Origin of the sequence: Amycolatopsis sp. La24 (genome assembly GCF_029087445.1) — a bacterium.
GTDB lineage: Bacteria > Actinomycetota > Actinomycetes > Mycobacteriales > Pseudonocardiaceae > Amycolatopsis > Amycolatopsis nivea.
Window position 1 is genome coordinate 53512 of record NZ_JARACH010000010.1, and the last position, 25776, is coordinate 79287.

Annotated in this window: 23 protein-coding genes; 7 read left to right on the forward strand and 16 right to left on the reverse strand. The window is 68.4% G+C overall.

What is annotated here, in order from left to right; translation table 11 throughout:
* Positions 1–30: 30 nt before the first annotated feature.
* The 5 genes from PUT80_RS13180 to PUT80_RS13200 are packed head-to-tail and all read right to left on the reverse strand — an operon-like array spanning position 31 to position 3986.
* Positions 31–1350, reverse strand: a complete 1320-nt coding sequence (locus PUT80_RS13180; RefSeq protein ID WP_275292109.1) for a DNA polymerase IV — start codon at positions 1348–1350, stop codon at positions 31–33.
* Between the two features lies 1 nt (position 1351).
* Positions 1352–1657 carry a transcriptional regulator gene (locus tag PUT80_RS13185; RefSeq protein WP_037811975.1) on the reverse strand — a complete coding sequence of 102 codons (306 nt, stop codon included), beginning with the start codon at positions 1655–1657 and terminating at the stop codon, positions 1352–1354.
* Complete coding sequence (locus tag PUT80_RS13190) at positions 1650–2297, reverse strand: hypothetical protein (protein ID WP_275292110.1); 648 nt, start codon at positions 2295–2297, stop codon at positions 1650–1652. Before PUT80_RS13190 ends, PUT80_RS13185 begins: the two co-directional genes overlap by 8 nt.
* A gap of 55 nt (positions 2298–2352) precedes the next feature.
* Positions 2353–3087, reverse strand: a complete 735-nt coding sequence (locus PUT80_RS13195) for an ABC transporter permease (protein ID WP_037811977.1) — start codon at positions 3085–3087, stop codon at positions 2353–2355.
* A complete protein-coding gene (locus tag PUT80_RS13200) occupies positions 3084–3986 on the reverse strand; it encodes an ABC transporter ATP-binding protein (RefSeq protein WP_275292111.1) in 903 nt (300 codons plus the stop codon). Before PUT80_RS13200 ends, PUT80_RS13195 begins: the two co-directional genes overlap by 4 nt.
* 838 nt (positions 3987–4824) lie before the next feature.
* On the opposite strand from PUT80_RS13200, the gene PUT80_RS13205 reads away from it, so the two are divergent.
* Together PUT80_RS13205 and PUT80_RS13210 are read left to right on the forward strand one after the other, a co-directional pair.
* Positions 4825–5358, forward strand: coding sequence for a hypothetical protein (locus PUT80_RS13205; protein ID WP_275292112.1), 534 nt, complete (start codon positions 4825–4827; stop codon positions 5356–5358).
* A gap of 176 nt (positions 5359–5534) precedes the next feature.
* Positions 5535–6701: a macrolide family glycosyltransferase gene (locus PUT80_RS13210; RefSeq protein ID WP_275292113.1), complete on the forward strand. Its 1167-nt coding sequence runs from the start codon at positions 5535–5537 to the stop codon at positions 6699–6701.
* On the opposite strand, the gene PUT80_RS13215 is transcribed toward PUT80_RS13210, so the two are convergent.
* The 5 genes from PUT80_RS13215 to PUT80_RS13235 are packed head-to-tail and all read right to left on the reverse strand — an operon-like array spanning position 6661 to position 11856.
* A complete protein-coding gene (locus PUT80_RS13215) occupies positions 6661–7551 on the reverse strand; it encodes an aminoglycoside phosphotransferase family protein (protein ID WP_275292114.1) in 891 nt (296 codons plus the stop codon). The two genes, PUT80_RS13210 and PUT80_RS13215, sit on opposite strands and share 41 nt — an antisense overlap.
* Positions 7548–9272, reverse strand: a complete 1725-nt coding sequence (locus PUT80_RS13220; protein ID WP_275292115.1) for an aminotransferase class V-fold PLP-dependent enzyme — start codon at positions 9270–9272, stop codon at positions 7548–7550. The genes PUT80_RS13215 and PUT80_RS13220 overlap by 4 nt, the downstream gene beginning before the upstream one ends.
* Entirely contained in the window at positions 9269–10036 is a 768-nt protein-coding gene (locus tag PUT80_RS13225; protein WP_037812163.1) for an amino acid ABC transporter ATP-binding protein, read from the reverse strand. Before PUT80_RS13225 ends, PUT80_RS13220 begins: the two co-directional genes overlap by 4 nt.
* Positions 10029–10922 carry an amino acid ABC transporter permease gene (locus tag PUT80_RS13230; RefSeq protein ID WP_275292116.1) on the reverse strand — a complete coding sequence of 298 codons (894 nt, stop codon included), beginning with the start codon at positions 10920–10922 and terminating at the stop codon, positions 10029–10031. The genes PUT80_RS13225 and PUT80_RS13230 overlap by 8 nt, the downstream gene beginning before the upstream one ends.
* A complete protein-coding gene (locus PUT80_RS13235) occupies positions 10909–11856 on the reverse strand; it encodes an ABC transporter substrate-binding protein (protein WP_275292117.1) in 948 nt (315 codons plus the stop codon). The genes PUT80_RS13230 and PUT80_RS13235 overlap by 14 nt, the downstream gene beginning before the upstream one ends.
* A gap of 99 nt (positions 11857–11955) precedes the next feature.
* Here PUT80_RS13235 and PUT80_RS13240 point away from each other — a divergent pair, with 99 nt between their 5' ends.
* Positions 11956–12342, forward strand: a complete 387-nt coding sequence (locus tag PUT80_RS13240) for a pyridoxamine 5'-phosphate oxidase family protein (RefSeq protein WP_275292118.1) — start codon at positions 11956–11958, stop codon at positions 12340–12342.
* A gap of 460 nt (positions 12343–12802) precedes the next feature.
* Here the strand turns inward: PUT80_RS13240 and PUT80_RS13245 are convergent, their stop codons facing one another.
* The 3 genes from PUT80_RS13245 to PUT80_RS13255 all read right to left on the reverse strand — a co-directional run bounded on the left by PUT80_RS13245 (position 12803) and on the right by PUT80_RS13255 (position 17959).
* The gene (locus tag PUT80_RS13245) at positions 12803–14002 is read right to left on the reverse strand and encodes a GTPase (protein ID WP_275292119.1); all 1200 of its coding nucleotides are present in this window, start codon (positions 14000–14002) and stop codon (positions 12803–12805) included.
* Between the two features lie 713 nt (positions 14003–14715).
* Positions 14716–16488, reverse strand: a complete 1773-nt coding sequence (locus PUT80_RS13250; RefSeq protein WP_275292120.1) for a dynamin family protein — start codon at positions 16486–16488, stop codon at positions 14716–14718.
* 97 nt (positions 16489–16585) lie between these two features.
* Complete coding sequence (locus PUT80_RS13255) at positions 16586–17959, reverse strand: IniB N-terminal domain-containing protein (protein ID WP_275292121.1); 1374 nt, start codon at positions 17957–17959, stop codon at positions 16586–16588.
* 302 nt (positions 17960–18261) lie between these two features.
* On the opposite strand from PUT80_RS13255, the gene PUT80_RS13260 reads away from it, so the two are divergent.
* Positions 18262–19404 carry a molecular chaperone DnaK gene (locus tag PUT80_RS13260; RefSeq protein WP_275292122.1) on the forward strand — a complete coding sequence of 381 codons (1143 nt, stop codon included), beginning with the start codon at positions 18262–18264 and terminating at the stop codon, positions 19402–19404.
* A complete protein-coding gene (locus PUT80_RS13265; protein WP_205669933.1) occupies positions 19401–22055 on the forward strand; it encodes a helix-turn-helix transcriptional regulator in 2655 nt (884 codons plus the stop codon). Before PUT80_RS13260 ends, PUT80_RS13265 begins: the two co-directional genes overlap by 4 nt.
* Positions 22056–22068: 13 nt before the next feature.
* On the opposite strand, the gene PUT80_RS13270 is transcribed toward PUT80_RS13265, so the two are convergent.
* The 3 genes from PUT80_RS13270 to PUT80_RS13280 are packed head-to-tail and all read right to left on the reverse strand — an operon-like array spanning position 22069 to position 24052.
* Positions 22069–22812 carry a ferredoxin reductase gene (locus tag PUT80_RS13270; RefSeq protein WP_275292123.1) on the reverse strand — a complete coding sequence of 248 codons (744 nt, stop codon included), beginning with the start codon at positions 22810–22812 and terminating at the stop codon, positions 22069–22071.
* Positions 22782–23381, reverse strand: a complete 600-nt coding sequence (locus PUT80_RS13275) for a sulfite oxidase-like oxidoreductase (RefSeq protein WP_037811997.1) — start codon at positions 23379–23381, stop codon at positions 22782–22784. Before PUT80_RS13275 ends, PUT80_RS13270 begins: the two co-directional genes overlap by 31 nt.
* A gap of 47 nt (positions 23382–23428) precedes the next feature.
* A complete protein-coding gene (locus PUT80_RS13280; protein ID WP_037811999.1) occupies positions 23429–24052 on the reverse strand; it encodes a pentapeptide repeat-containing protein in 624 nt (207 codons plus the stop codon).
* A 705-nt stretch (positions 24053–24757) separates the two neighbouring features.
* Between PUT80_RS13280 and PUT80_RS13285 the strand changes: the two genes are divergently transcribed.
* Both PUT80_RS13285 and PUT80_RS13290 read left to right on the forward strand, forming a co-directional pair.
* Entirely contained in the window at positions 24758–25090 is a 333-nt protein-coding gene (locus PUT80_RS13285; RefSeq protein WP_037812001.1) for a hypothetical protein, read from the forward strand.
* Positions 25087–25590, forward strand: a complete 504-nt coding sequence (locus tag PUT80_RS13290; protein ID WP_275292124.1) for a DUF2993 domain-containing protein — start codon at positions 25087–25089, stop codon at positions 25588–25590. The genes PUT80_RS13285 and PUT80_RS13290 overlap by 4 nt, the downstream gene beginning before the upstream one ends.
* Positions 25591–25776 lie beyond the last annotated feature (186 nt).

The window sequence follows — 25776 nt, forward strand, 5'->3', positions numbered from 1 at the left end:
TAGCACCCCGGTCGTGACCAGGCGAAACGCTCAGGCTAGGCAGTCAGCGGGCTCGCCGCGAGTCAGCGCGGGGTCGGTCTGGTCGAACGTCCGCGCGACGCCCGGACCGGACGTGCGCGTCTCGAACCGCACCGTCACCCGGCCGTGCCCCGCGCCCTGCACCCAGCCCGTGCCGTGCTCGGCGTGCACCACGTCGTCGCCCGGACGCCATCCTGACGACGACACCGGCGCGGTCCCGCCCGGCGACGGCGCCGACGTGACCACCGGCTCCTCCGTCGCGGCGGGCACGGTCAAGCTGAACAACGCGTCCTGATGCGGCACCGAAAGCCCGCTGAACGCGACGCCCGCCAGCCGCACTCCGCCGAACTCCTGCGGGTCGAGCAGCAGCCGTTCCGCGGTAGCCGCGAGCTGTTCGAGGTCGTCGGTGGGCGACGCGGTGGTCTCGGAGCGGGTCACCGTGCTCATGTCGGTATGCCGCAGCTTGATCACCACCGTGCGCGCGACTCGCCCCGCTTTCACTAGCCGAGCGTGCGCGCCAGCCGCGATTTTCCTTACCTCAGCACGCAATCGGACGAGGTCGACCACGTCCACGTCAAAGGTCGTCTCCGCGCTCACCTGCTTGGCTTCGCCCCGTTCCGCGACCGGACGGTCGTCGAACCCGCTCGCCAGCCGCCGCAGGTCGCGGCCGACCACGCCACCGAGCGTCGACACCGCGTCCGGCTCCGGCAACGCCGCCAGTTCGCCCAAGGTGAGGACACCGATCGTGCGCAGTTTCGCTTCCGCGACCGGCCCAATCCCCCACAACGCGCGCACCGGCAGCGGAGCCAGGAACTCACGTTCGGTCCCCGGCGGCACGACGAGCAGACCGTCCGGCTTCGCGCGATCCGAGCCGATCTTCGCGACCTGCTTGCCAGTCCCCGCGCCGATCGACGCAGTCAGCCCGGTCCGTTCCCGGATCCGCGCCCGCAATTCCTCGGCCCATTCGGTCACCTGCTCGACCGACGCACCAGCGAGCGCGGGCGGTTCGGCGAAGGCCTCGTCGAGGGAGATCCGTTCCAGCACCGGCGCGACCTCGCCGACGACGTCGAAAACCTGCTTGCTCAAGACTTCGTACAACCGGAACCGCGGCGGCAGCACCACGCCGCCAGCCGGCAGCAGCCGTCGAGCCTGGGACATCGGCATCGCGGACCGCACGCCGTACTCGCGGGATTCGTAACTCGCGCCAGCGACGACGCCGCGGTGCCCGGTGCCGCCGACCACCACCGCGCGTCCGCGCAGCGTCGGCCGGGTCAGCTGCTCGGCGGAGGCGTAGAACGCGTCGAGGTCCAAGTGCACGACCCAGCGAGACATGTCAGGTTCCAGCGTCCAGGAGCCGTTGCAACGCCTTGGTATAGGTCTCGAACGCGGCGCGGCCCGTGCTCGTGAGCCGCACCAGGGTGACCGGCGTGCGGTGCTCGTAAGCCTTCGTGATCTCGACGTATTCGGCGTCCTCGAGCTTGCGCAGATGCGTCGAGAGATTGCCCGCAGTCATCTCCAGCAACTGCTGCAACCGCGGGAAGGTGATCTGGTCGGCCGGACGGAGCCCGGCGAGCGCGACCGTGACGCGCAGCCGCGCCTGGGCGTGGATGACGGGGTCGAGCTCCGGCAGCTCAGTCACGGGGCCGCACCACGTAGACCAGCGCCGCGACCGCGAATCCGCCGCCGCCGGCGAGCGAGAGGACGAGGAAGTTGCCCGGCACGCCGACCAGGACGCTCGCCCCGCTGCACACGATGATCCAGCCGCCGAGGAAGTACTGCCGCAGGTCCTGCCACAGCGTGCCGCCGGCGAGGTAGAGCGCGCCGGTCAGCAGCAGCGACGTGCCGGACCACAGCAGCGGCACGAGGTCCGAGCCCTCGGGGAGGAGTTTGGTGATCCGGATGTCGATCAGGCTCATCCCGGCGAACGAGATCATCCACGCCCAGCCGTACATCGCGCCGATCCGCCGGGACGGCCCGCGGATCCCGCGGCCGCCTTTGCTGCCGTGCCAAGCGGAGTAGACGATCGCGCCCACCATGAGCACCGCGACGACGATGCCCGCGACCCAGCCGGGCAGCAGCGCCGCCGACCGCTCGTCGGAGAGGTAGACGAGCCCCCAGCCGACCAGCCAGGCGAAGGCCCAGACGGCGAACAGACGCGCCGGGCTGACTCGCAGCTCCCGGCGCGTCCGTTCGTTCTGCCGGGCGATGAGCTCCAGCGATTCCGCCACGGACAGCGGCTCGCTTTCGTCCTCGACGGGGTCCCCCGCGTCGTTGTTCACCCCGGACCGCCCTTCCCCCCGTACTGACCCCGCATGCAGCACGGAAGCTAACACGTCACGCGACCTTCACCGGGCCCAGCCGGAACCGCCGCACCACCACGAGCGCGGGCACGACCAGCCACGCCGCCAGCACGCCGACCGCGAGACCGAGCCCGCCGGCGTGGTCCACCGGGAGCGTGCCGACGCGGCCGAGCCAGTACGTGGGGAAGAAGTGCGCGAGCGCGGACATCCATTCCGGCAAGATCGACAGCGGCATCCACAACCCGCCGAACACACCGAGCGGGAGCATCAACGCGCCGGTCATCGCGCCGACCGTGTCACCCTTGCCGAACAACCCGAGCAGCAGCCCGAGCACCGCGAACGGCAGCGCGCCCAGCCACAACGAGACCCCGCTGAGCAGCCACTGCGCCGCGGTGAGCTGTACCCCGCGCACCGCACCGGCCACGAAGATCACCAGAACCACCGGCAATGCCATCGCCATCGAGGACGCGATCTTCACCGCGAGATAGCCGGGCCCGCGCATCGGCGTGAGCCGCAGTTGCCGCTGCCAGCCGTCAGTCCGCTCGGTCGCGACGCGGGTGCCGGTGAACAACGCGCCGCTCATCGCGCCGTACGCGCCCATGTTGATCATCGTGGTGACGCTCGCCTTGATGCCGTCCGGCCCGACCTGGTCGCCGAACAACCCGCCGAACAGGAGAAACATGCCGAGCGGGACCACGATGGTGAACAACGCGAACTGCGGGCTGCGGACGATGCGCAGGATCTCCAGGCGGAGGTAGACGAGGTTCATCGGAGCGCTCCCTGCGGCTCGTCGGAGGTGAGGGCGAGGAACGCTTCCTCCAGCCCCGCGGAGGTGATCTCGATCGAGCTGGCCTGGGGAAACGCCGTGATCAGCGCCCGGATCGCCAGGTCGGAATCCGTGCAGGCCAGTTCCGTACGATCGCCCTGTACACGCGCCCTGGCGACCCCGTCGAGCGCGGCCAAGGCTTCCGGGCGAGCGCCCTGTACGACTGCCCTGATCACTCGCCCGGACACATTCGCGCGCACCTCGTCGACCGCCCCGTCCGCGACGACCTTCCCGTGCCGCATCAACACGACCCGGTCCGCGTAGTCCTCCGCCTCGGCGAGGTAATGCGTCGCGAACAGAACAGTCCGCCCCGCCGCGGTGAACTCGTGCATCGACGCCCAGAATTCACGCCGGGCATCGACGTCCAGCGCCGCCGTCGGCTCGTCGAGCACCAACAGCTCCGGGTCACCGGTGAGCGCGAGCGCGTACCGGACCCGCTGAAGCTGCCCGCCGGACAACTTCCCGCACCGCCGCTTGGCGAACTCCGCGATCCCGGCCCGCGCGTAGACCTCCTTGGCCGGCAGCGGATTCTCGAACATCGACCGATGCAAATCCACCAGCTCGGCCGGCGTGACGTCCCGCAGCAAGAACCCGTTCTGCACCATCGCCGCGAGCCGCCCGGAATCGAGCGCCGCCCGGGGCGAACCGCCGAACACCCGCACGCTCCCCTCGTCCGGCGAGGCAAGCCCCAGCAACATGTCGATCGTGGTCGACTTGCCCGCGCCGTTCGGCCCGAGCAACGCGACAACCTCACCCCGCCGCACGGTCACCGACACGCCGTCGACCGCGCGGACCTGCTTGAACTGCTTCACCAGGCCGGTCAGCCTGAACGCTTCCGTCATCTCGTCCCCCAGTGCTTCGCTGTCCTGAACTTTGTAACACAAAGTCGACTGTGTTGAAAAGTGGTGGGCAACACCGAGTCGTTCACGACGGCAAGCACACACCTCGCCCGAGCAACCCTCCCGCTCAGCCAGTCGCGGGCCACGGACGGGCGAACGAGGGCCTCTCCAGTGCGGACGCAACGCCCGACCGCACTCACTCACATGAACTACGGGATCACTGAAATGCAGGAGCATTCCGGCTTGCGTTCCATTTCGCAGCACCGTGTGCAATTCGCCGAACCAGCGGTAGGGAAATTTCCCATCATCCCGGAACAATCGAGGATTACCGCGAATCCGAGGGGGATCGGTGAAACACTGGGCTAGCTGCGAGCGCGCGGGAAGCCAGCGCTGTGCATGCAAGGCGTGTGCGGGTGCCAAACACGGTTGGACCGGCGCTGTCTCGCTGGCACGGGACAAAACCCCAAGCAGACGCGACGACTTGCGCGACAGTGCCGACGAGAGATGGCGGGCCGCTTGGGTCGGACACCGGCCGAAGAACCGTCGGATCAGCTACCCCAAGAAAAGCGCCGCCATAAGCTCCACAGTCGCTGATATCGTCGACTGGCTTGCCGCCGACTACGAAAATCACCGGCACTCGGCTGATTCTCGAAGTACATCAGGAAGGAAGGCCGTCGAGTGCGTCGAAACCGCGGTACCCGACTCCTCAGCAGGTCAGCCAGAACCGAGTGGTCAGTCTCCGTCGCAAGCTTCGGAACCGGGCGACGCAGCGGACCGACCGCCAGCAGCCGCGGAGAGCGGCGATGTCGCAGCAGGCCCGGATGAGCCGCCGGTACTCAGCATGGTCGACCAGGTCGAGCGACTCGGCGACGCACTCACCACTGTGGTCCTCCGTGACATCGAACGAGCTCACCGCGGTCCGATCCCGGATACGACGAGAGTTGCCCTGGCCGACCACTTCTGGTGCGACTTGCTCGCGCAACTGGCGCATGTGCTCTCCGAGGGCCTCACCACGGTCGAGAAACTGACCGGCAAAGTTCCGGAGCTCGTGACTCGGCTCGTCCTGGAGTCCAGGGGGGAGAGCGATCGGCTTCCGCTCGAGGAATTCGTGGTGCGGACTGCGGTGAACAGCATCTGGAAGCACCTGAAGGTGCTGATGCCGTTCGGCTGGCTGGTGCTGGTCAAGCGGATGGTGCCGATCATCCGGGTTCTGGCGGTGCTGATGTGCAAGTCTCCGGAACGGCACGAGGCGGTGGTGCGCTACTGCGTGGACCCGCTCACCGGGCAGCTCCGCGATGAGACCAAACGGCGTCTGCGCAAGGTCCTCGACGACTGGCTGCCGGGCTTGGAAGCGCCCGACGACGAGGCAGCCTGAAACCGGTTAATCCGGTTGCTCCCCGCGATCACCCGCACTACCGTCCGGATTCATGACGATCTTCGCCCGCTGCCGCCTGTCCTGATCCCGGCACGACTTTCCGGGCCGCCCGCCACCGGGCGGCCCCCGCTCTGCGTGCCGGACCGCATCTCGTCCGGAAAGGACACTTTCGCCTTATGGGCAAGCACATCGTCATGGTCGGCTGCTCCGCGCCGAGCCACGTCTACCCGTCGCTAGGGATCATTCGCGAGCTGGTGCGGCGCGGGCACCGGGTCAGCTACGTCGTCGGCGAACCGCTCGCCGAACTCGTCGAAGCGACCGGCGCGGACGTCGTCGCGCATCCCACGATCTTCCCGCTCGGCCCGGACGCGGAATGGCCGGAAGACCCGGCCGAAGCGATGCGCGTCTTCCTCGACGAGGCCGTCGCGATCCATCCGCAACTGATCGAAACCTTCGACCACGACCGCCCGGACCTGCTGCTCTACGACATCGGCGGACTCGGCGCACCGCTGCTCGGCCTCCGCTACGACGTGCCCGCGGTACAGCTCTCCCCCACCTACGTCGCCTGGGACGGCTACGAGGAAGAACTCGCCGACGTCCTCAAACCGATCCGCACCTCACCGTCCGGAGTGGACTACCACCGGGCCTTTACCGAGTGGCTGACGGAAAACGGAGTAACCGAAGACGCCTGGACGTGGGTCGCCCGACCGGTGCCGATCCTGTCGCTGATCCCGCGCGCGATGCAGCCGAACGCCGACCGCGTGCCGGAAGACCGGGTCCAGTTCGTCGGCCCGTGCCTCGACCCAGCGCGCGCCTCGGAGCACTGGACGCCACCGTCCGACGGCAAACCCGTGCTGCTCGTGTCTTTCGGCACCGCATACAACGACCAACTGGACGTCTACCGGCACTGCATCACCGAGTTCGAAGACTGGCACGTCGTGCTCTCCATCGGCAAGCACGTCTCAAAGGAGGATCTAGGCCCGCTGCCGGAGTCGGCCGAGGTGCACGAAACAGTGCCACAGCTGGCAATTCTCGACGTCGCGTCCGCCTTCATCACGCACGCCGGCATGGGCGGCTGCACGGAATCCCTCTGGTACGGCGTCCCGACGGTCGCCATCCCGCAAGCCGTCGACCAGTTCGGCAACGCCGCGCAGCTGGAAGCGTTGGGAGTCGGCAAGCATCTGCCCGCGGATCAGGTGACCGCCAAGTCCCTGCGCGAAGCGGTCGATGAGGTCAGCAGTTCGCCGGACGTCGCCGCGCGGTTGGCTGAGCTGCGCGCGGAAATCCGTGCCAACGGCGGGATTACCGCGGCCACGGACGCGGTGGAGAGGTTCCTGAAATAAGCGCGAGGAGCACGTCGCGGTCGAACCATTCACCGCCGACGTGCTCCTGGTGCAGATAAGCAGTGACCGCCCGGGCCTGGCAACATCGCTCCGCCAGGCCTGGATCCACTTGTGCAGCATTGGAAAACCGCGTGATCAACCTTGCCAGGTCGCGCGTCGGCGTTGTTTTCGCAACCACGGTGAACGCGTCGAAAGCCGCTGTCCCACGCCACCCGATCAGATCGATCGCCAGCCACGGCTCCCGTTCCGCCCGCAGCACATTCCCGAAATGCAGATCGGCGTGCAGCATCGTGGCAGTCCGGTCGTCGGCGAGCTGGGCGATCAGTTCGCGTGCCCGGTCCACCTCGCGCGTCGGCAACAACCCTGGTGCTGCCAGTTGTTCCAGCTGCGCGAGCCACGGCCCAGCCGTCGAGGCGAGAGACCGCGTTCCGGCCGGCGCGGGCACCGCGAGCCGGCGGGCCAGCTCGCCAGCGATCTCGGTCGCCTCCTCCGCGCGCACCGTTTCCAGCGTCGCGGGGCCGACGCGTTCGAGCAAAAGGGCGGCACGATCCTCGGAAACCGCCAGCAGCCGCACGACTCCGGCACCGTCGAAGTGCTCCAACGCCGCCGCTTCCTCAGCACAACGCGGATGGGGAAACGAAACCTTGAGCGCGGCGGCCTGCCCGCCGCGTTCGACGGGCAGCACCAGCGCGGTCTCCCCATGCAGCGGAGCCCCCGCGATCCGACACCCCCACCGCGCGCAAGCCGCCGCGGCCAGCTCGGGCAGCTCCCGCAGCCAAGCCTCGCCCGCGCTGCCCTCCCGCCGCCGCACCGCCACAGCCAATCCGGGCGGCACGGCGAACCTCGTCATCCCCGGATCTCGTTGAGGTAGTTGTAGATCGTGTACCGCGTCACCTCGAGCTGCCCGGCCAGGTGGTCCACCGCGTCCTTGATCAGGAAATACCCAGCCTCGTCCAGCTCCCGGACCACCGCCGACTTGTGCCGCTTCTTCATCAGCTCGACCGGGATCCCGGACTTCCCGATCGCGCGTCCGACGAGGAACCGCTGCAGGCTGTCGACGTCCGGCAGGAACGTCTCGTCCCGCCGTTCCTCCGACGTCTGCGCCGCTGCGGGCAGTTCGCTGTTCACGCACAGGCACCCGATCGCCGTCCCGTCGGCGTCGCGCAGAAACAACGTGGACGAACGGATCTCGCGCCCGTCCGGGCTGTGCGTGCGGTAGTTGGTCAGGTCCTGCGTCGTGCCGCGCCGGACGAGTCCGAGCAGCAGATCCGTCATCGGCCCGCCGACCGAGCGGCCGGTGAGCTTCCCCGCGATCGCGACGATCGAATCCGGCAGCCGCGACAGGTCGTGCAGCAGCACCTCGTTGCCCGGCCCGAGCATCGCCGCCAGCCCGTCCACCGCCGGGATCAGCGCGGTGAGCAGCTCATGCGTCGCCGTGCCCGCAGCCGACGCGACCGGCACGACCCGGCGCGGGCGCAGCAGTGTTTCCAGCGCATCCCGTACCAGCTCGGCAGCCGCGGCGGGGGTCGACGCGTGCGGCGACAATCGGACATGTTCCGGACGCACCGTTGCCGCGATCCCCGCTGCCGTCAACGCCGCCCCGACCTGCTCCGCCGGCTTGTCCGGCAACGAAAACGCGAGAATCCCGGCGCGCCGTTCAGTCGCCGAGACGATCTCCGCGCCGAGTGAGCGCAGCACGTCCTCAAGCTCGCCGACGCGTTCGCCGATCCGGCCCGCGATCGCCGCGACGCCGGTTTCCTCGACCAGTTCGAGCGCCGCCGCGAACGCGCCGGACGTGACCGGACTGAGGTTCGAGATCGACCAGCTCGCCGCGGTCGGGTCGGCCGGGTGGATCTCGTTGTCGAACAAACCAGGGTCGCGCGCGCCGGTCCAGCCGGACAGGATCGGGTCCATCCGCGCCAGCGCCCGGTCGGACAGCACCGCGAACCCGGTGCCCCAGCCCGCCCGCAGCCACTTCTGCCCGCCGACCACGAGCACGTCGGCGACCTCCCACGGCGCGTCGACGACCCCGAAGCCCTGGATCCCGTCGACCACCAGCAGCCGATCGCCCACCACCTCGCGCAACGCGGCGAGATCAGCCCGGTAACCAGTGCGGAAATCGACCGCGCTCACCGAAACGACAGTGGTTTCCGGCGTAAGAGCTTCCGCGAGCCGATCGGGAGTGACGTAACCGCCTTCCAGCCGCCGCATCCGCACCCGTCCGGCCTGCTCGGCGCGTGCCCACGGGTACGTGTTGGCCGGGAACTCCGCGGCCGAAACGAGCACTTCGCCGTGGCTGTTGAACGCCGCCTGGAACAGGCCGAGGCTGGTGTGCGGAAGCAGGACGGTGTGGTCGGTGTCGCTGCCGCAGAGCCGCGCGGCCGCTGCCTTCGCGCGGATCTCCTGCCGCATCACTTCGTCCACAGTGGACGGACCGGCCTTGGTCGTGGCCTCCAGCAGCCGCGCGGTGGTGTCGAGCACGGCGTGCGACGGCGGCCCGAACCGCGCGAAGTCCAGGTAGCCCGCGGGCTCGTCGAACTGGAGCAGGTACCGGGGCGGGATCCGGGTCACGACAGGACCCGCGCGAGGAACTGCCGCGTCCGCTCGTGTTCCGGGGACTTCAGCACGCGCTCCGGCGGCCCGGTTTCGACCACCGTGCCGTCGGCGAGGAACACCACCTCGTCGGCGGCCTCCGCGGCGAAAGCCATTTCGTGCGTCACGACCACCATCGTCATCCCCTCCCGAGCCAACGTACCCATCACCGCGAGCACCTCCCCGACCAGCTCCGGGTCCAGCGCGGACGTCGGCTCGTCGAACAGCATGAGCTTCGGCTTCATCGCCAGCGACCGGGCGATCGCGACGCGCTGCTGCTGCCCGCCGGACAGTTGCCCTGGGTAAGCGCCCGCTCGGTCCGCGAGCCCGACCCGGTCGAGCAGGTCCAGCGCCTCTTTCCGGGCCTTCGCCGGGTCGACGCCGAGCACCCGCACCGGTCCCTCGACCACGTTCTCCAGCGCTGTGCGGTGCCCGAACAGGTTGAACCGCTGGAAGACCATGCCGATGTCCCGGCGCTGCCGGGCGACGTCCTTCTCCCGCAGCTCGTACAGCTTGCCGCCGCGCAGTTTGAACCCGATCGGCTCGCCGTCCACCCAGACCTGGCCGCCGTCGATCGTCTCGAGATGGTTGAGGCAGCGGAGAAACGTGCTCTTCCCCGCTCCCGACGGCCCGAGCAGGCACACCACCTGTCCTTTGCGGACCTCCAGGTCGATGCCCTTGAGCACCTCGGTGTGCCCGTAGTTCTTGCGGACCCCGACAGCTTTCAGCAGCGGTTCAGACACGCGCACCCCTCACCAGCGGCATCCCCTTGAACGCCTTCCCGACCCGCACGACGGGACTCCGGTCAGCCGCCCCGAACGACCGTTCGAGGTAATGCTGGCCGACCCCGGCGACGGTCACCACGACCATGTACCAGATCGCCGCCGCGATCAGCGTCTCCATCACCAGCAGGTTGTTGGACGAGATGTTGTTGGCCGCGTGGATCAGCTCGGTCACGCCGATCACCGACGCCATCGACGTGCCCTTGAGCATGTTGATGAAGTCGTTGCCGGTCGGCGGGATGATCACGCGCATCGCCTGCGGCAGCACGACCCGGCGCAGCGTCGCGCCAGGCGTCATGCCGATGGATTTCGCGGCCTCGGTCTGCCCGGCGTCGACGCTCGTCAGCCCGGCGCGGACGATCTCCGCCATGTACGCGCTCTCGTTCAGCGCCAGCCCGAGCAGCGCCGCGGTGAACGCGCTGATCAGCACGTTCGTCGGCTCGTGCACGAGGTAGCCGCCGAAGGGCAGCGGGATCGAGACGGTCGGGAAGATCAGCGCCAGGTTGTACCAAATCAGGATCTGCAACAACACCGGAAGCCCGCGGAACAGCCAGATGTAGGCCGCCGCGAACCACTTCGCGACCGGGTTGGCGCTGAGCCGCAGCAACGCGATCAGGATGCCGAGCACGATCGCGACCGCCTGCGCGATCACCGCCAGCACAACGGTGTTGAGCAGGCCGAGCGCCATCACTCGGTAGAACACGAAGTCGGGTACCGAACCCCAGTCGATTTGCGCCTGCGCGAGCGCGAAACCCAGCAGTACCAAGAGCGCGACGATCACCACCGCGCTGACCCAGCGACCCCAATGCCGCAGCCGGACGATCGGCAGCGGTTCAGCTTCCGCCATTGACGGCCGCCTCCTTGATCGCGCCCTGCTCGACGCCCCAGGACTGCAGGATCTTGCCGTACGTGCCGTCGGCGACGAGCGACTGCAACGCCTGCTTGACGGCGTCGCGCAGCTTCGAGTTGTTCTTCGCGAAGCCCATCCCGTACGGCCCGCCTTCGATCGGCTGGCCAGGCACGACCTCGAAGAACTTGCCGTCCCCCGCGGTGCGCGAGATGTAGACCGCGCTCGGCAGGTCGTTCAGGATCGCCGCGACGCGACCGGTGCGCAGCTGATTCTGGTTCTGGTTGTCGCTGTCAGTCGCGGTGACCGTGATGGCAGGCTTGCCCGCCTGAGTGCATTTCGCGCTCTGCGCCGTGGCGAACTTCTGGTGACTGGTGCCCTGCACGACTGCCACGTTCTTGCCGCACAACGTGTCCGGCCCGGTGATGCCGTCCGGGTTGCCCTTGCGGATCATGATCGTGATGCCGGACGAGAAGTAGTCGACGAAGTCGATCTGCTGCTGGCGTTCCTTGGTGTCGTTCATCGCCGCCATGGTCAGATCGACGCGCCCGGACTGCAGGCTCGTGATCAGCGAACCGAACGCCAGGTCCTGGTACGCGACGGTCACCCCGAGCTTCGCCCCCACCGCCTTGGCCAGGTCGACCTCGTAGCCGATCGGCGTCTTGCCGTCCGCGGCGTAGAAGTTGTTCGGCGCCGACTGGATATTGGACGCCAGCCGCAACGTCTTGGCCTGCACAACAGCCGGCGGCAACCCCGCGGCGAGCTGCGGGTCGGCCTTGATCGCCCCGAGCAACGCGGTGTTGTCCGGAACAGCGCTCGGCTTCTGCTGCTGCCCGCCGCCGGCCCCGTCAGGACCTCCTCCGCAGGCGGTGGCGAACACGAGCAGACCGCCCAGCAAAGCGGCTTGCCAGGCACGGGAACGAAGCGACGACATGCGGATCCTCCAGGACGTCGTTGGTTCCGCGGAACGCTACAACTGGTTGTTAAAGAGGTCAACAAGCAGTTGAATTTCTGTCTCGTCTAGCGTGCGGACATGCCCCTCGACGAGAGCTTCCGCCAGTTCTGGACCGAACGACGGCTCGCGTCGCTCACGACGGTCCGCCCCAACGGAACGCCACACGTCGTAGCGGTCGGCGTGACGGTCGACTTCGACCAAGGCATCGCCCGCGTGATCGCCTCCGGGACCTCATACAAGGCCCGCCTCATCCGCGCCGCCGGCGACACCGGATTGGCCGCCGCGGTATGCCAGTTCGAAGGCCGGACCTGGTCCACGTTGGAGGGCCGAATCCGCCTTCTCGACGACGCCGCTTCCGTCCACGACGCCGAAGAGCGCTACGCCGAGCGGTACCGGAAGCCGCGGGAAAACCCGCAGCGAGTAGTCCTGGAACTCACCATCGGACGGGTGCTGGGCAACGCCTGAGGTTCCGAGATCCGGCCGACCGCCCCGGTCAGTCGCCCCGGTCAGTCGCCCTGGTCAGTCGCCCCGGTCAGTTGTCCCGGTCAGTTGTCCCGGTCGGTCACCCTGGTCGGCTGCCCCGGTCGGCCATCCTGGTCGGTCGTCCCGGCCGGTCACCCTGACCGGTTGCCCTGTTCGATCGCCCTGGCCAGCCACACCATCGGCCGCATCAGCCCGTTGCTTCAGCCGGTCGGTCGTCCCGGGCGATCGCCCTGATCGACCGCCCAGTCAAGTCGCGTAGGTCGGTCGCCTTGACCAAACGTCCTAGGCGTCCACCCCGGTCAGTCGCCCCGGGCGACCGTCCCAGTCGTCCGCCTGGGTCAGTCATCCCGGGCGACCGCCCTAGCCGCCCACTCCGACCAGTCGCCTCGGCCAATCGTCCAGGCCAACTGTCCTGGGCGATCGTCCAGGACGACTGACCCGGTCAAACGAACTGCGCCAACAACCCTTCCGCACTGCGCACCACAACCTGCGCCGCCGCGCGCTCCGCCAACGCCCGGTCCGGCCGCTCCGCCTCATGCCGCCACCGCATCACCGCGTCAAGACCGGCCTCATACATCTCGCGCGGATCCGTACCCGCCGCAAGTCCCAGCCGTTCCTCCGACGCCGTCCCCTCTGCGCCCAGCAACCGCACAGCCTCTTCCGCCGACTCCCCCGCCAAGGCCGTACGCCCGCCACGAATGTCCGCGATCAGCCGCAACTCGCGGAAGTCATGCGCACCAGCCGAAAACCGCTCAACCCGCGCCGCAAGCCGATCACTGTGCGGTCGGGGCTCCGCGTTCAACACCGTCTCCAACCGAATCAACGCAGTCCGCGCGCGCAACGCGTCCGCACGCGCAGCGAAACAACCCGCGATAGTGTCGCGAAGCTCGCCAAGACCGCTGCGCCGCACCAGTTCCGTCGACAGCTTCACCCGGTCATCACAGCCCGTACGGATCAGCGTCAGCGCAAGCTTCACCCCGCACAGCCCGAAACGAACCACCAACGACCGTCGCGTCTCGACGGACACCGGCCCCGGAAACGCCGGATCAGTAAATGAATCCACCGAGAGCAGATACCGCTCCAACTCCTCACGAGGCACAGCCGCGAAGGCCGCGAGAAGCTCGAACTCGTCATCAGTGAACGCGCGCGCCCCGTACGCAAGCTGCGCCGCCACCGCGATCACGCCTTGGAACCCGCTGCACAGTGGATCTTCGCGCCACGCGCGCCGCGCAATCTGCTTCGCGGTAAGCAGTGCGTCAATCCGCCCCGCGCCAGTCTCGTCCGCGCGCGCAAGCACGAGGATCGTGTCAACGGCCGTCTGCCGCGCGAACGCTGAAGGCGTTGTCGGACGCAACGTCGCCAACTGGTCGGGCTCAAGGTGGCGAAGCAGCCGTACGGAGGCATCAGTGAGCGTCGACGGCGGCGGCGCATCGAGAAACTCGAGATCGCGCAACGCCCGCGTCGGCCAATCGCCCAACGCCGCAGCCAACGTGGACTTCCCCGTCCCCGCGGGCCCACCGATGCTCACCCGAAGCGGCTCGTCGAGATGGTCAAGCGCTTCGCCCAGCAACGCCGAAGCCCTCGGACTGTCGCGGTAGTACGCACAAGCATCCGCCAGAAGAGCCCGAACGTCCTCACCCACGCGCGACACCACTCCTCACTCGACTCATCCGGCACAGCCCCGAACATCCTCGACTACCCGGCAACGCCCCGCTCACCGAATCCCAAAGCCCGCCACCATCAACCCCGCAGATGTCTCCCGAAACACCCTCAACCGCCCAAGAAGGGCGCTTCCGAATCTTCCACCACGCGGCCACGTCTCCCGGCTCCGCTCCCGCGATGCGACGCCGCCGAAGCATGCCGTCACTAACCGATCCCGCCCACCAAACCGCCTTCACCGCAGCAAAACGCCTCAACGCACCAAAGACCAACTCACTCTCACAATGCGGAACCCCGCTCACGACCACGGCCGCCAGCGCTCAGAAACCGCGACTCCTCCGGCCAGCACCAAACGCCGCAGCCACCCGAAGTCGCAACCATCTCCATAACGACCGATTGGCCAGCTTCCCCTCAGCTGTCCCACCCGAAGAACTCAGCCCACCCAGAGAGCCGCCGCGCGCGACGCCCGGCTCCCCATCCGACGTCACGCAGACAACAACTAACCGCCGCACCCTCGCGTACGAGACGACCGGCCAGCATCACCAGCCCACCAAAAAGCCGCCAGCACCGCCAAAAGCACACCGCACCCAGCCCGTCGTCGAAGCCACGCAGGCAACTCCACCGCCTCTGATCGGCCCAGCATCACCGATCCGTCCAGCCGCGAACGCCGCCACAACCCACGCCGCCAGGCCAAGGTCACGCAGGCAACTCCTTGGGCACCCGATTAGCCAGCATCCCCAGCTCCCCAGCCCGCTTATGCAACCCCGCCAGCCGGTCGATCTCCCGCCGCAGCGCCGCGCTGCGCCGTTCCCGCTCGGCCGACCCGGCGATGATCATCTCGCGTTCCCGTGTCAGCTCGTCGGCGAGACTGTCCGCGAGCTCGGTGAAGTGGTCCCGCAACCGTCGCTGCACGTGGCGGATCGCGTCGCGGCATTCCTTGCTGAACCGCAGGAACACGTCGTCGACGTGCCGTTGCGCGGTCATCTTGGCCACCGCCTGCCGGCGTTGCAGCCGCATGCCGCCCTCGTCACTGATCGTCTTCGCGGCGAACGCGACGCCAGCGCCGATCGACACCGGGTTGATCAGCGGCAGCCCCGCCAGCCCGGTCACCAGACCGAACATCAGCACGCCGCCGTACGAACCGCGCAAACCGGTGAACGCCTTCTGCCCGATCTTGAACCGCTCGATCCGCGGCTTCCGCACCTCGGCGATCCGGTCCGCGCCGGAGTCGGTCAAAGCCAATTCCGGCAGGTCGTACTGCGCACCGAAGCTCACCGCGACCGCCTGCGCGATCCACTCCGCGCGTTGGGCCGCGAACGTGTAAGTCGTTTCGACGGCTTCCGCGAGCGTGCTGTCCAGCCACGGCCCGAACTCGTCCCACACCTTCACCGGGTCCCCGCGGTCGAAGGTCTCGTCGATGGTCTCGACGATCTTCCGGGTGCGTTCACGCAGGTCGTATTCCGCGTCGGACTGCAGGTCGGCGATCTCGTCCGCCAGCAGGTTCTGCCAGCGACTGTTGCGTCGGCGCAGCTCATCGGCGCGACGTTGCGAACGCTGCAGCAACGTCGTCTGGTCGACACCTGCTTCCTGCCCGGCCGCCTCGGCGCGTGCCCGCAAAGTCTCGACCAGTTCGGCCGCCGCCGCGCGCACACTCACGGCTGCGAGCAACGCGGCCGTACTCTCGGCCGGTCGCGAAACCTGCGTCGCGATCCAGGAAAGCAACTCCGGGAAGCCGGACCGCGCGTTGAGGTCTTGGTCACCGCCCTTGGCCGCGGCGAACCGAACCGTCGCCGATACCGGCAGCACCGGCGAGTCGATCCCGGCCGAGGAGAGCGCGGTCCGGTTCTGTTCGGCGACCGTGCGCCATCCGGCGCTGACATCGATCTTGGTCAGCGCGATGACCACATGCGGACACCAAGTCCGGATGTGATGCGCCAGCGCCAGCTCGGCCTGATCCAGCGGAGCAGCTGCGTCGGAAACAAGAATGACCGCGTCGGCGTCCGCGAGAACGTCGAGAGCGGCAGCTGTGCGCGGGGACCTCGGGTCGCCGATCGCGGGGGTGTCGATGAGCACCAGGCCCGCGGACAGCAGATCGCGCGGGACGCCGACCTCGACTCGCCGCAGCGACCCGGCAGGCCGGGCACCGACCTCGCCGGTCAGCTTCTCGATCTCGACCGGGATGCGTTCATCGGCGCGTCCGACGAGCGTGGCACCGGGTTCGGCCGCGTACCCGACTTCGATCGGCACCGCGGGAGTCGCCGCGTCGCCGACCGGGCAGACCGGCGCGTTGAGCACCGCGTTGACCAGGTAGCCCTTGCCTTGCTTGGGAAAGCCGAGCACAGCGACCCGCGTGCCTCCCGGCGGCCGGTCCTGACGCCGGCGAAGGCGTTGCGCCAGGTCTTCGCGGCCGTGCGTCCGGCAGGCATCCGAGGTCTCGGCGAGCACTTCGAGCCAAGCTGGAGCCGTCACGGCGAACCAGTGTCCCCCGTGTACGGGGAGTATCCGAACCGGGTGGTGGCTCCGCGGTCGCACCCAGACCGCGGAGCCACCCCCGAATTACCCTTGCTCAGAGGGAAATGTGCAGCTCACCGCCGCCGTGCGAGGTCTCCGCACCGGCGTGCAGGTCAAGGCCGAGGCCCTGGTGCCCGAGGTCGGAGACCGTCGAGACGGTGTCGTGCACCATGCCGACGCCGGCGTCGGTCCCGGTGTGCGTCTCGGTCGCGGCGTCGGAACGCTCGGACTCGCCGTGCGAGATGAGCGAGTGCGCCTGCTGGGTCACGCCGTTCACCGCGTGGTTCAGCCCGTTGGCGCTGAGCGTGTTGCTCAGGCTGCCGACGTTCTCGGTGACGGTCCCGACCGCGTCGCTGACGTGTCCGGCAATCCCGCCGCCGGCTTCGGTCGCGTGGTCGGCGACCTGCGACGCGGAGTTCGCGACCGGCAGGTCGCTGACGTTCACCGGGGAAGCCGCCGCGAGCTCGCCGCCGACGTGCTGCACCTGCGAGATGGCGCCGTCTGCCGCGGTGGCCGCCTGCCCGCTCGCCTGCGCGACCGCGCTGGAGTCCAGGCCGCTGGCCAGGTCGTTGCCCAGGGCGAGTGCACTGGTCGGGTTCTGCACCAGCGCGGTGACGGACGCGGCAGCGTTCTGCACGTCGCCGAGACCCGGCGCCGAGGGCAGCCCCGGAACGGCCGGGACACCCGGCACAGCCGGAACCGACGGCAGCTCGCCGGCCGTCGGCAGCGCCGGAACCGCGCTGGCGACGTCGCCGACACCAGGCAGCGCACCGACGCCCGGAAGAGCACCGGCACCCGGCAGTTCACCGAGGCCGGGCAGCTGGCCGTCACCCGGCAGCTCACCGAGACCCGGCACTGCCGGAAGCTCGCCAAGGCCCGGCAGCTCACCGGCGGCGGGCAGCGCCGAAGCACCAGCCACGTCGCTCACGGCGGGCAGTTCGCCGAGACCCGGAAGGTCTCCGGCGGGCACCGCACCCGCCAGGTCACCGAGACCCGGAACGTCGCCGACAGCAGGCAGCGCGCCCGCACCCGGCAGTTCGCCAAGACCGGGCAGCTCGCCCACGCCCGGCACCGCCGGAAGCTCGCCAAGGCCCGGCAGCCCAGGCGTAGCCGCAGACGCTTCCGCGCCACCAGCCGAGACGCCGAGCGAAGCGGTCAGTGCCTGCAGCTGCTCGATCGCGCCCTGCGGGCCGTCGCCGAGCGCAGTGGTCAGGTCGCCCGCCTGGGGCAGTTGGCCGAGCGAGGCCAGGTGGTCCACCGGCACGTAGTCGAGCACCAGCGGCGCGACCTCGTTCACGTCGGCGGCGCTGATGTCGCCCAGCCCAGCAGCGGCCAGCGCGGCCTGCGGGTCCTGGCCGAAAGCGGCGAGCGCGGACGGGTCTTGGAGCAAGGTGAGCGTGAAGTCGTGCAGAGTCTGCACCGAATCCATGGGGGGATCTCCACTTGTAGTGATTACGGGGAATGCCCGGCCCTCCCCGGCCGGGCGTGGCGCCCAAGGTAGGGACGGGGCACCCCCGCTCACATCGGGGTTTACACCCAGTCGCGCCTCGCTCAGCCGTTAGGGGGTCGATATGAGATCGTTAGGGAGTTAGGGGATCGGACACGCGGAACCCGGTTGGGTTAAATCCCACCCCACTCTTGCCCGTCTGACCCGAACGGGTGAGGATGCGTATCCGTCAGTGAGTTACGCCCCTTGGCCGAACCTGACTGCGACGAAGGGAGGAAGCGGCGGTGCCCTACGTGTTCGGCATCGACCTCGGCGCTGCCCGGACCCACGCCGCGCTCCGTCGCAGGCAAGGTGACCGGTGGGACGATCCCGAGCCGTTGTGGCTGGGCGAGACGTCCCCGGCGACCGCGACCGCACTCTTCCTCGACGACGAGGGATACCTGCTCACCGGCGACGCGGCAACTCAAGCCGGTGCCGCCGTGCCCTCCCGCCTGATCACCGGTTTCCATCGCCGCATCGGCGACGACGTGCCGGTCTTCATCGGCAGCGAACCGTTCACCCCGGAGTCCCTGACCACCGTCTTCATCGAAGGCATCGCCGACGTCGCAGCCAGCCAGACCGGCGAACCGCCGCGCCAGCTCGTCGTCACCCACCCCGGTGACTGGGGCGGTTACCGACGTGAACTCCTGCGCCAGTCGCTGGCGGAGTCAGGTTTCTCCGCGGTCACGCTCGTTCCCAGCGCGGTCGCCGCGCTCTACGCCCATCTCCCGGAACCCGGCGCAGGCGACCGAACAGCCGCAGTTTGCGAGTTCGGCCCGGACGGCGTCACCGTCACCTTGGCGACCGCTTCGGGAGCCAGCGGCTGGATCGCCCGGAACAGCACGGAAGGTGTCGCGCCGGGTTCCGCGGTCAAGACCGCGTTCGGCCTCGCGCAGGCGGCCAACGTCGCCCCCGAGTCACTGGCCGGCATCGTGTTCTGCGGCGAACCCGGCCCGGGCACTCGCCCTGGACGTCTGCCCTGCCCGTTCTTCACCGGCGCTCAACCCGCCGATACGGCGGCCATCGGGGCCGGGATCCTCGCCAGCCAACGGACGAGGCCTCTCGCGCGAAGGGAAGCCCCCGCCCCCGAAACCACGTTGCTGCCGCGAGTCGACCGCGAACCCGAACTTCCGGAAAGACCCGAGCGGCCGCCGGTGGAGATCACTCCATTCACGCTGCCGGAGCCCGAGGGCGCTGCCAAACTGTTGCGTCGATGGCGACCGCTCGCCGCCGCGGCGGCAGTACTGGCGATCAGCTCCTCGATCCTGATCGCGGTCCTCACGTCACACGAAGCGACCGCCGACAAGGAACCCGTTTCTCCCCGTCCCCCTGTCCTGAGCTCGTGCGCCCACCCAGCCACAGCTCCCTCCGGTGAAGGTCACTGTTGAACGCACTGCTGGCGAAAACCGGCAACGACGCCGTCCACCCCGCAGCCCGCCGCCTCCTTGAACAACTCGCCGACACCCCCGCGGCCCCAGTCCGGCTCGTGGTCGTCGCGCCGGGCGGCTACGGCAAGACTGCCTTGTTGGGTGCCCTCGATCGCAGCTACCGCGAAGCAGGTGTCGAGGCCACGGTCGTCGACGACGCAGACCAGCTCGACGACGAAGACCTGACCAGGCTCACCATGCTCGCGGCCGCCAAAGAGGGACCGCTAGTGGTGGCACACCGTCCGAACCCTCGCGCACAAGCGTTGCGGTCCCTCGGCGAAACACTGCTGCTGCCACCGCTGACCGTCGACGAAGTCGGCAAGCTCGCAAAACAACTCACCGGCCGCACTGCGGACGCCCCCGCCCTCCACGCGAGCACCGGCGGTGTCCCTCGTCTCGTCGAACGTGTCGTCACCGGCCGTCTCGCCGACTTCCGCGCCGAACTAGCAGCACTCGACGACGACGTCCTCCGCTACCTCATCGCCGCCGAAGCCGGCGCAGCCCGCAACCTCGACCTGCTGTGTTCATTGCTGGAGCGCACACCAGACGAACTGCCCGAAGTCGTCGACGGTGCCCGCGCGACGGGCCTCCTTGATGCTGAAGACATTCTCCTGCCTGCCGCCGCCGAAGCAGTACGCGCTTACGGACCACCCGCTCGACGCCTAGCTGTGTTGCAGCAACTCGTGGAAGTACAACTGACTCGGGGCCTGCCCGTACTTGACCTCGCGACGTCTCTGCTCGACGCCGGCAGCTCCGGTGCCTCCGCAGCAACCGCATTCGCAACCGCCGCGAGCGAAGCACTCCCCACCGACCCCAAACATGCCGCGCGACTCTTCGAAGCCGCCGCCGAAGCTGGTGCCCGCGACGCCGCGACCACGATGGGTTGGGCCCGCGCCGCCGCACTGTCCGGAGACTTGGACACCGCCCTCCGCCTGGGCGACGGCATGCTGTCCGGCGAAGATCCGGAAGCACGAGCCGCCGGAGCCGAGATCGCCGCGACAGTCCTGGCTCACCGCGGCGAACTGGCCCGAACTGCAGAGCTGTACCGCTGGGCCGCAGCCACGGACAACTGGTCCCGTCAGCATGCGGCCACTCCGTCATCCAACTCCGGCGGCCATGACTCCAGCAACGAAGGTCCCGCTACGGCGGCAACGAACCACCAAGCGGCAACCCAATGGACACTAGCCAGCTCGACAGACTCTCAAGCCTCCGCACTCCCCCACCGCGCGGACGCTGCTGGAGCCCCGACCGATCCCGCTCCCGCTCCCAACGGCAATCCCGCGTTCTCCGGACAGCCCCAACCGAATGGCGAAAGCTATCGCTGGGTGGGCCCTGGCGCGGTGGACGCGTTCGCCACGATTGCCCTCGTCGGAACCGGCCAGACCACCGACGGTCAAACTGTCGCCAACGTCCCGATGCCTGGAGCCGCGCCGACATTGTTCACCGGTGCCGCTGCGCGAACAGCAAACGGGATCGTGGAATCGGTGGTCGGTTGCGGAACAGAGGCGCTCCCGACACTCGTAGGCGCCGCAGCAATGCTCGAACCAGCAGTCGGCGGCGCACCCCTTCCGGACAGTCCGGCCGCACTCGCTGCACTCGCGGGCCTGCACGCAGGCGAACTGGCGCTCGCAGAGTCGGTGCTGGAACGAGCATTAGCCAGCAGCGTCGGCGGCGACCTGCTTGCCACCCGACACCGGCTGATTCTCGGCTGGGTCGCGATGACCGGCGGCCATCTTGCCGCCGCGACGGAACACCGCGACGCCGTCGCTGGCACCAAGCTTGAGGCCCGTGACGAACTGTTCTTCGCGACACTGGAACTCGGCCTCGCCCGGCGAGCGAGCGACCTGGTCGGGCTGCAACAGTCGTGGGAACGGGCGTATCAGGCGTCCATGCGTCAGCAAGTGGACCTGTTTACGCTGCTCCCGTTGGGAGAACTGGCAATCGCAGCCGCTCGGACCGGTGCGCACGCCAAGCTGTCCCGCCGACTAGAACGCGCGCACGCAATGCTTGACCGACTGGGAAACCCTCCTTTGTGGACGGTCTCGCTGTGCTGGCACGAGTTGCACGCCGCGATCACCACAGAAGACCGCGCCACTGCCGAACAGCAACTGGCAGCGCTGAACCACTTCGCCGACTGCGGCCGCTATCCGGCCGCGCTCGCCCGCGCCGCTGGATGCTGGCTTGCGGTTCTCAGCGGCACGTTCGATCCAGGCGAAATCTCCGCAGCAGCCGCGGAACTTCATGAACTGGACCTGTGCTGGGACGCGGCCCGGCTGGCGGGCCAAGCCGCGATTCGCACCTCCGATCGCAAGGCGATGGTCCAACTCCTCGAAGCAGCTCGGCAGTTCCAAGGCACGACCGGACGTCTTGAGTCCGCCGCCCCGGCACCGGGCGCGGCGACCGGCTTGAGCGCACTCAGCGAACGCGAGCTTGAGGTCGCCCGCCTGGTCGTCGACGGCCTGACTTACAAACAAGCCGGCAGCAAACTCTTCATTTCCGGCAAGACTGTCGAACACCACATGGCCCGCATCCGCGGCAAACTCGGTGCGGCAGATCGTCGCGAGCTGCTAGCGACCTTGCGCGAACTCCTCTCCAAACCGACCGTGCACTGATTCGTTGCCGGCCTCAGTCCCGGCTGGGGCCGAAACGCTCAGTCCGAATCGACTGCGGCGAATGTCCCAGCGCGAGCAGGATGTCCGCTGCGGTCTCCACGAACCCGGTCGGCCCGCAAATGTACGTGGTGGCACCGAAGTCAACCGGCCACGCAACGATGTTCAATGTGGCGACGTCGATGCGCCGCGGGATGCCGGATCGCCCTTCCGGGAGCTCCCGCGTGTAGACGTAAGTGATGTCCAAGCCTGCGTAGGGCCGGCGGAGCTCCTCGGCGTAGTACAGCTCTGCCGGGGTACGCAGCGAATAGACCAGCCGGAACAGTGCCTTGCTGCCAGCTTCGCGACGAGCCCGAATCATCGACATCAGAGGGACGATGCCTGCGCCACCCGCGACGAGCAACACCGGAGCCGACTCGGCGGGACGCCACACGAACCAACCGCCGATCGGGCCGCGGATTTCGACCGGGTCACCGACCGCGTAGGGGCCGGTGAGGTGTTCGGACACTTCGCCGTCGGCTACCCGTTGAACGGTCAGTTCGATTCGGTCTCCGTTCACCGGTGCAGCAAGCGAGTAGCTGCGTTGTGCCGTGTAGCCGTCAGCTGCGGTGAGACGAACGTCGACGTGCTGTCCCGCGAGATGGCCCGGCCACCCTGGGATGTCGAAGACCAGGGTGCGCGCGGTCGGTGTCTCCTGCCGGATCTCGGCGAGCCGGGCGACGCGCCACGCTAGTCGCCCTGATACCGCTGTTCCCGCCATGGATCTCCGTAGTCGTGGTAGCCGGCTGCTTCCCAGAAGCCGGGATCGTCCTTTGTGGCGAGCCGCAGTTCGCGCACCCACTTCGCGGACTTCCAGAGGTAGAGGTGCGGCACCAACAGCCGAGCAGGGCCGCCGTGTTCCGGAGTGAGTGGCTTACCGCCGTACTCGTAGGCGATCCAGGCTTGTCCGCCCAGGAGATCCGCGAGCGGAAGGTTTGTGGTGTAGCCGCCGTAGGAATGCGCCATCACGTAATCAGCGGCCGTATCGAGATCCCCGACGAGCGCGTCCACTGGGACGCCGCGCCAACGAGTGTCCAGTTTGGACCATTGGGTGACGCAGTGGATGTCAACAGTGATCTTCTCGCTCGGCAGCGCCATGAGTTCCGGCCACGACCATGAGCGACGTTCGCCGCTCTCGGTCACTACCGCGAACTCCCACCGCTCTGTGCTCACTCGAGGAGTCGGCCCGGCCGAGAGAACCGGGAAGTCTTCGGCGAGATACTGCCCTGGTGGCAGCCGCGGATTGGCACCGCGGGCGCGTCCGGTGAAGCCTGGTGTGACGACTCCCATCGTGCTCCCTCCGGACATACCCGACGGCTCGGTTCCCAGAAGCGAGACTACCCGCGGACCTGCAGTCCGAGCGACGTGACGAGCACCGCCGCCTGCTCCGGGGACACGATCGCGCCGGTCAGCGACGCACGAGTCAGATCGAGTGACGACAGGTCGCTGCCCCGGAGTTCGGCGCGCGTGAGGTCGATGTCCTGCAGCTCCGCGCCGGACAGATCCACGTCGGTGAGCACTGCTCCCGAACACTTCGCCTTGGCTAGGTCCGCTTCGCGCATCCGCACCTGTTGGAACGTGACTCCACGCAGGTCGGCACCATTCAAGCCGACGAAAGACCAGTCTCCGCCGGTCACGCGCAACGGACGCAGGTCGCAGTCCTGGAATCGGCTGCCGACCAGCTTGCAGCCGGTGAACTCGGCATCGAACAGGTTGCATCCTTTGAACACGCAGCCCGTGAACGCAGAGTCGGTGTGGCGGGAGGCGTTGAACTGGACGTTTCCGAACACACAGTCCAGGAAAGAGACACCGCGGGTGACTGCCTCGGTCAGGTCGACCTGATGGAACTCACAGCGCAGGAACCGACGCGCGGTGAACTCCTCCGCGTACCAGTCTTCTCGCCGGTAAACGCGGTCTTCGACTGTCTCGATGTCGGACGGCTCGTGGTCGGGTTCGGACATTCGGCAAGCCTAGTTCGCCGCCCTACCGATCGGGTGCCAGACGCGACGTCAAGCGGCTCGCTGCGACGGAATTCCGGCTGGTGGCGGCCAGGATCACCGAGGCCGGAGCAACTGCCGGGCTGCTGGCTGCTCCGATGGCTTGAGTGATCGGCCCCTTGCCGTCCGTTACGCGGCTCATGCCACAGCGAGGAGCGGTCTCCTCGGGACAGCCATACGATGGCCGAATGAGCGAAGGCCGATGGTTCGATGCCTGGGTGCCCTGGCCCGAACTGTCGGGCCTGGCAGCCGCGGGCCGGGCACTGCTGCCCGCAGTGCCCGCGACCCCGGCCGCGCTCGCCCGAACCGTCACCGAGCAACTGGTGGGTCGTCGCCTTACGACCACAGTGCAAGGCCACGAGGTGGGCCTGACTCTCACCGAACTCGACTATCCAGCGGACTCGCTTCGTCTGGCCACCGGTCGGGTGGGAGACGTCCGCATCGTCGCGGAAGATGTCGACTGGCCCGTTCCGAACAGCTCGGCGGCCCCCGTTGCGCACGGCGCTGGCAGCCTTGCCGGCACTGCCCGCTCGTCTCGAACTGCAGCGGCCTCAGCAGCGTCGAACGCGCGTGGCGAAACGAAGGACCCGACCACCGCGGACGCGTCCGGCATGCCTGCTGCGACGGACACCCCCGTCGGCGAAACGCGCAAGACGGACGGCCCGCCGGATGCGGCTGGGCTTGCGCCTGGTCACCTCGCGCGGCCCGCCGACGGCCGAACTGACGCACGCCCATCCGGTCCACGAGAGAACACGGCATCGTCGGATTCTGTTCAGGCGCAAGGCGATCGCCGAATCGCGGAAGCCACACCAGGTGCCGCAGCATGGAAACCCATCTCGGGACCTGACGCAGCAAACGCGGGACCGCACGAATCCGAGCGACCGACTTCTCGACGCAGCTCCGGACGGGCGTCCGCCGCTCGCGAAGCTGGTCCTGAAACGCGGTCAACTGTCGGACCGCCTGCGCAGCCAGACGTCGAACGCATTCCGTTGCGGCGCGTGACCGTGCTCGCCAAGGACGTACGGCTTCGAGGATTGCCTTCGCCAGCGGCGATTCCCGGATCTGTCGAACTCGAGATAGAAGTGAGCGGAACCGTGGTGCGGGATCGGGTCGCCGCGGCACGTCCGGACCTGATCGCGACACCGCATCCGGAAGGGTTCCGAGTGCGCTGGCGGAAACGTCCGCGCTGGGGATATTTGACTCTCGTCGCAGACATCGAAGACGAAGCAATAGTGCTGACCCCGACCTCGCTCTGCCTCGGACGGTGGACGAGGCGCCCGCCGAAGCGGATCCAGCCGATCGTGCTTCCCCTCCCGGATCTGCCGAAAGGCTTGCGCCTGACCGGAATCCGGCCTGGCGAAGACGAGCTCGCGCTGACGATCGCAGCCGACGAATGGCCTGGACGGCTCGCCCGGATTCCGTTGCCGGACTTGCTGACCTGGCTGACGACAGCGGCAATGACACTGACACTTCCCGGATTCGGATCACGGTCCCTCCCCTGAACCGGCGGCGGCGCCCACCGGACCCCCTGCGGGTCCGAGCAATGGGCGCGGCGCTGCCGTGTTCCAGAGTGCTCGAACATGCGTTCCCAAGCATCACCCGATCAGGGAAAGATCGAAAACCGTTGGCGCACAAGGGAAACTCGAAAACAGCCCGAAATCCTGTCGGTGCGGTCGGCTAACCTCGGA

What these genes read in the sequence shown, in the direction of transcription:
- PUT80_RS13255 (WP_275292121.1), bottom strand. Translation starts at nt 17,959, where the DNA reads ATGGATTCGGTGCAGACTCTGCACGACTTCACGCTCACCTTGCTCCAA.
- PUT80_RS13210 (WP_275292113.1), top strand. Translation starts at nt 5,535, where the DNA reads ATGGGCAAGCACATCGTCATGGTCGGCTGCTCCGCGCCGAGCCACGTC.
- PUT80_RS13180 (WP_275292109.1), bottom strand. Translation starts at nt 1,350, where the DNA reads ATGTCTCGCTGGGTCGTGCACTTGGACCTCGACGCGTTCTACGCCTCC.
- PUT80_RS13235 (WP_275292117.1), bottom strand. Translation starts at nt 11,856, where the DNA reads ATGTCGTCGCTTCGTTCCCGTGCCTGGCAAGCCGCTTTGCTGGGCGGT.
- PUT80_RS13205 (WP_275292112.1), top strand. Translation starts at nt 4,825, where the DNA reads ATGGTCGACCAGGTCGAGCGACTCGGCGACGCACTCACCACTGTGGTC.
- PUT80_RS13230 (WP_275292116.1), bottom strand. Translation starts at nt 10,922, where the DNA reads ATGGCGGAAGCTGAACCGCTGCCGATCGTCCGGCTGCGGCATTGGGGT.
- PUT80_RS13200 (WP_275292111.1), bottom strand. Translation starts at nt 3,986, where the DNA reads ATGACGGAAGCGTTCAGGCTGACCGGCCTGGTGAAGCAGTTCAAGCAG.
- PUT80_RS13215 (WP_275292114.1), bottom strand. Translation starts at nt 7,551, where the DNA reads ATGACGAGGTTCGCCGTGCCGCCCGGATTGGCTGTGGCGGTGCGGCGG.
- PUT80_RS13195 (WP_037811977.1), bottom strand. Translation starts at nt 3,087, where the DNA reads ATGAACCTCGTCTACCTCCGCCTGGAGATCCTGCGCATCGTCCGCAGC.
- PUT80_RS13285 (WP_037812001.1), top strand. Translation starts at nt 24,758, where the DNA reads ATGCGGCTGGGCTTGCGCCTGGTCACCTCGCGCGGCCCGCCGACGGCC.
- PUT80_RS13270 (WP_275292123.1), bottom strand. Translation starts at nt 22,812, where the DNA reads ATGGCGGGAACAGCGGTATCAGGGCGACTAGCGTGGCGCGTCGCCCGG.
- PUT80_RS13240 (WP_275292118.1), top strand. Translation starts at nt 11,956, where the DNA reads ATGCCCCTCGACGAGAGCTTCCGCCAGTTCTGGACCGAACGACGGCTC.
- PUT80_RS13280 (WP_037811999.1), bottom strand. Translation starts at nt 24,052, where the DNA reads ATGTCCGAACCCGACCACGAGCCGTCCGACATCGAGACAGTCGAAGAC.
- PUT80_RS13275 (WP_037811997.1), bottom strand. Translation starts at nt 23,381, where the DNA reads ATGGGAGTCGTCACACCAGGCTTCACCGGACGCGCCCGCGGTGCCAAT.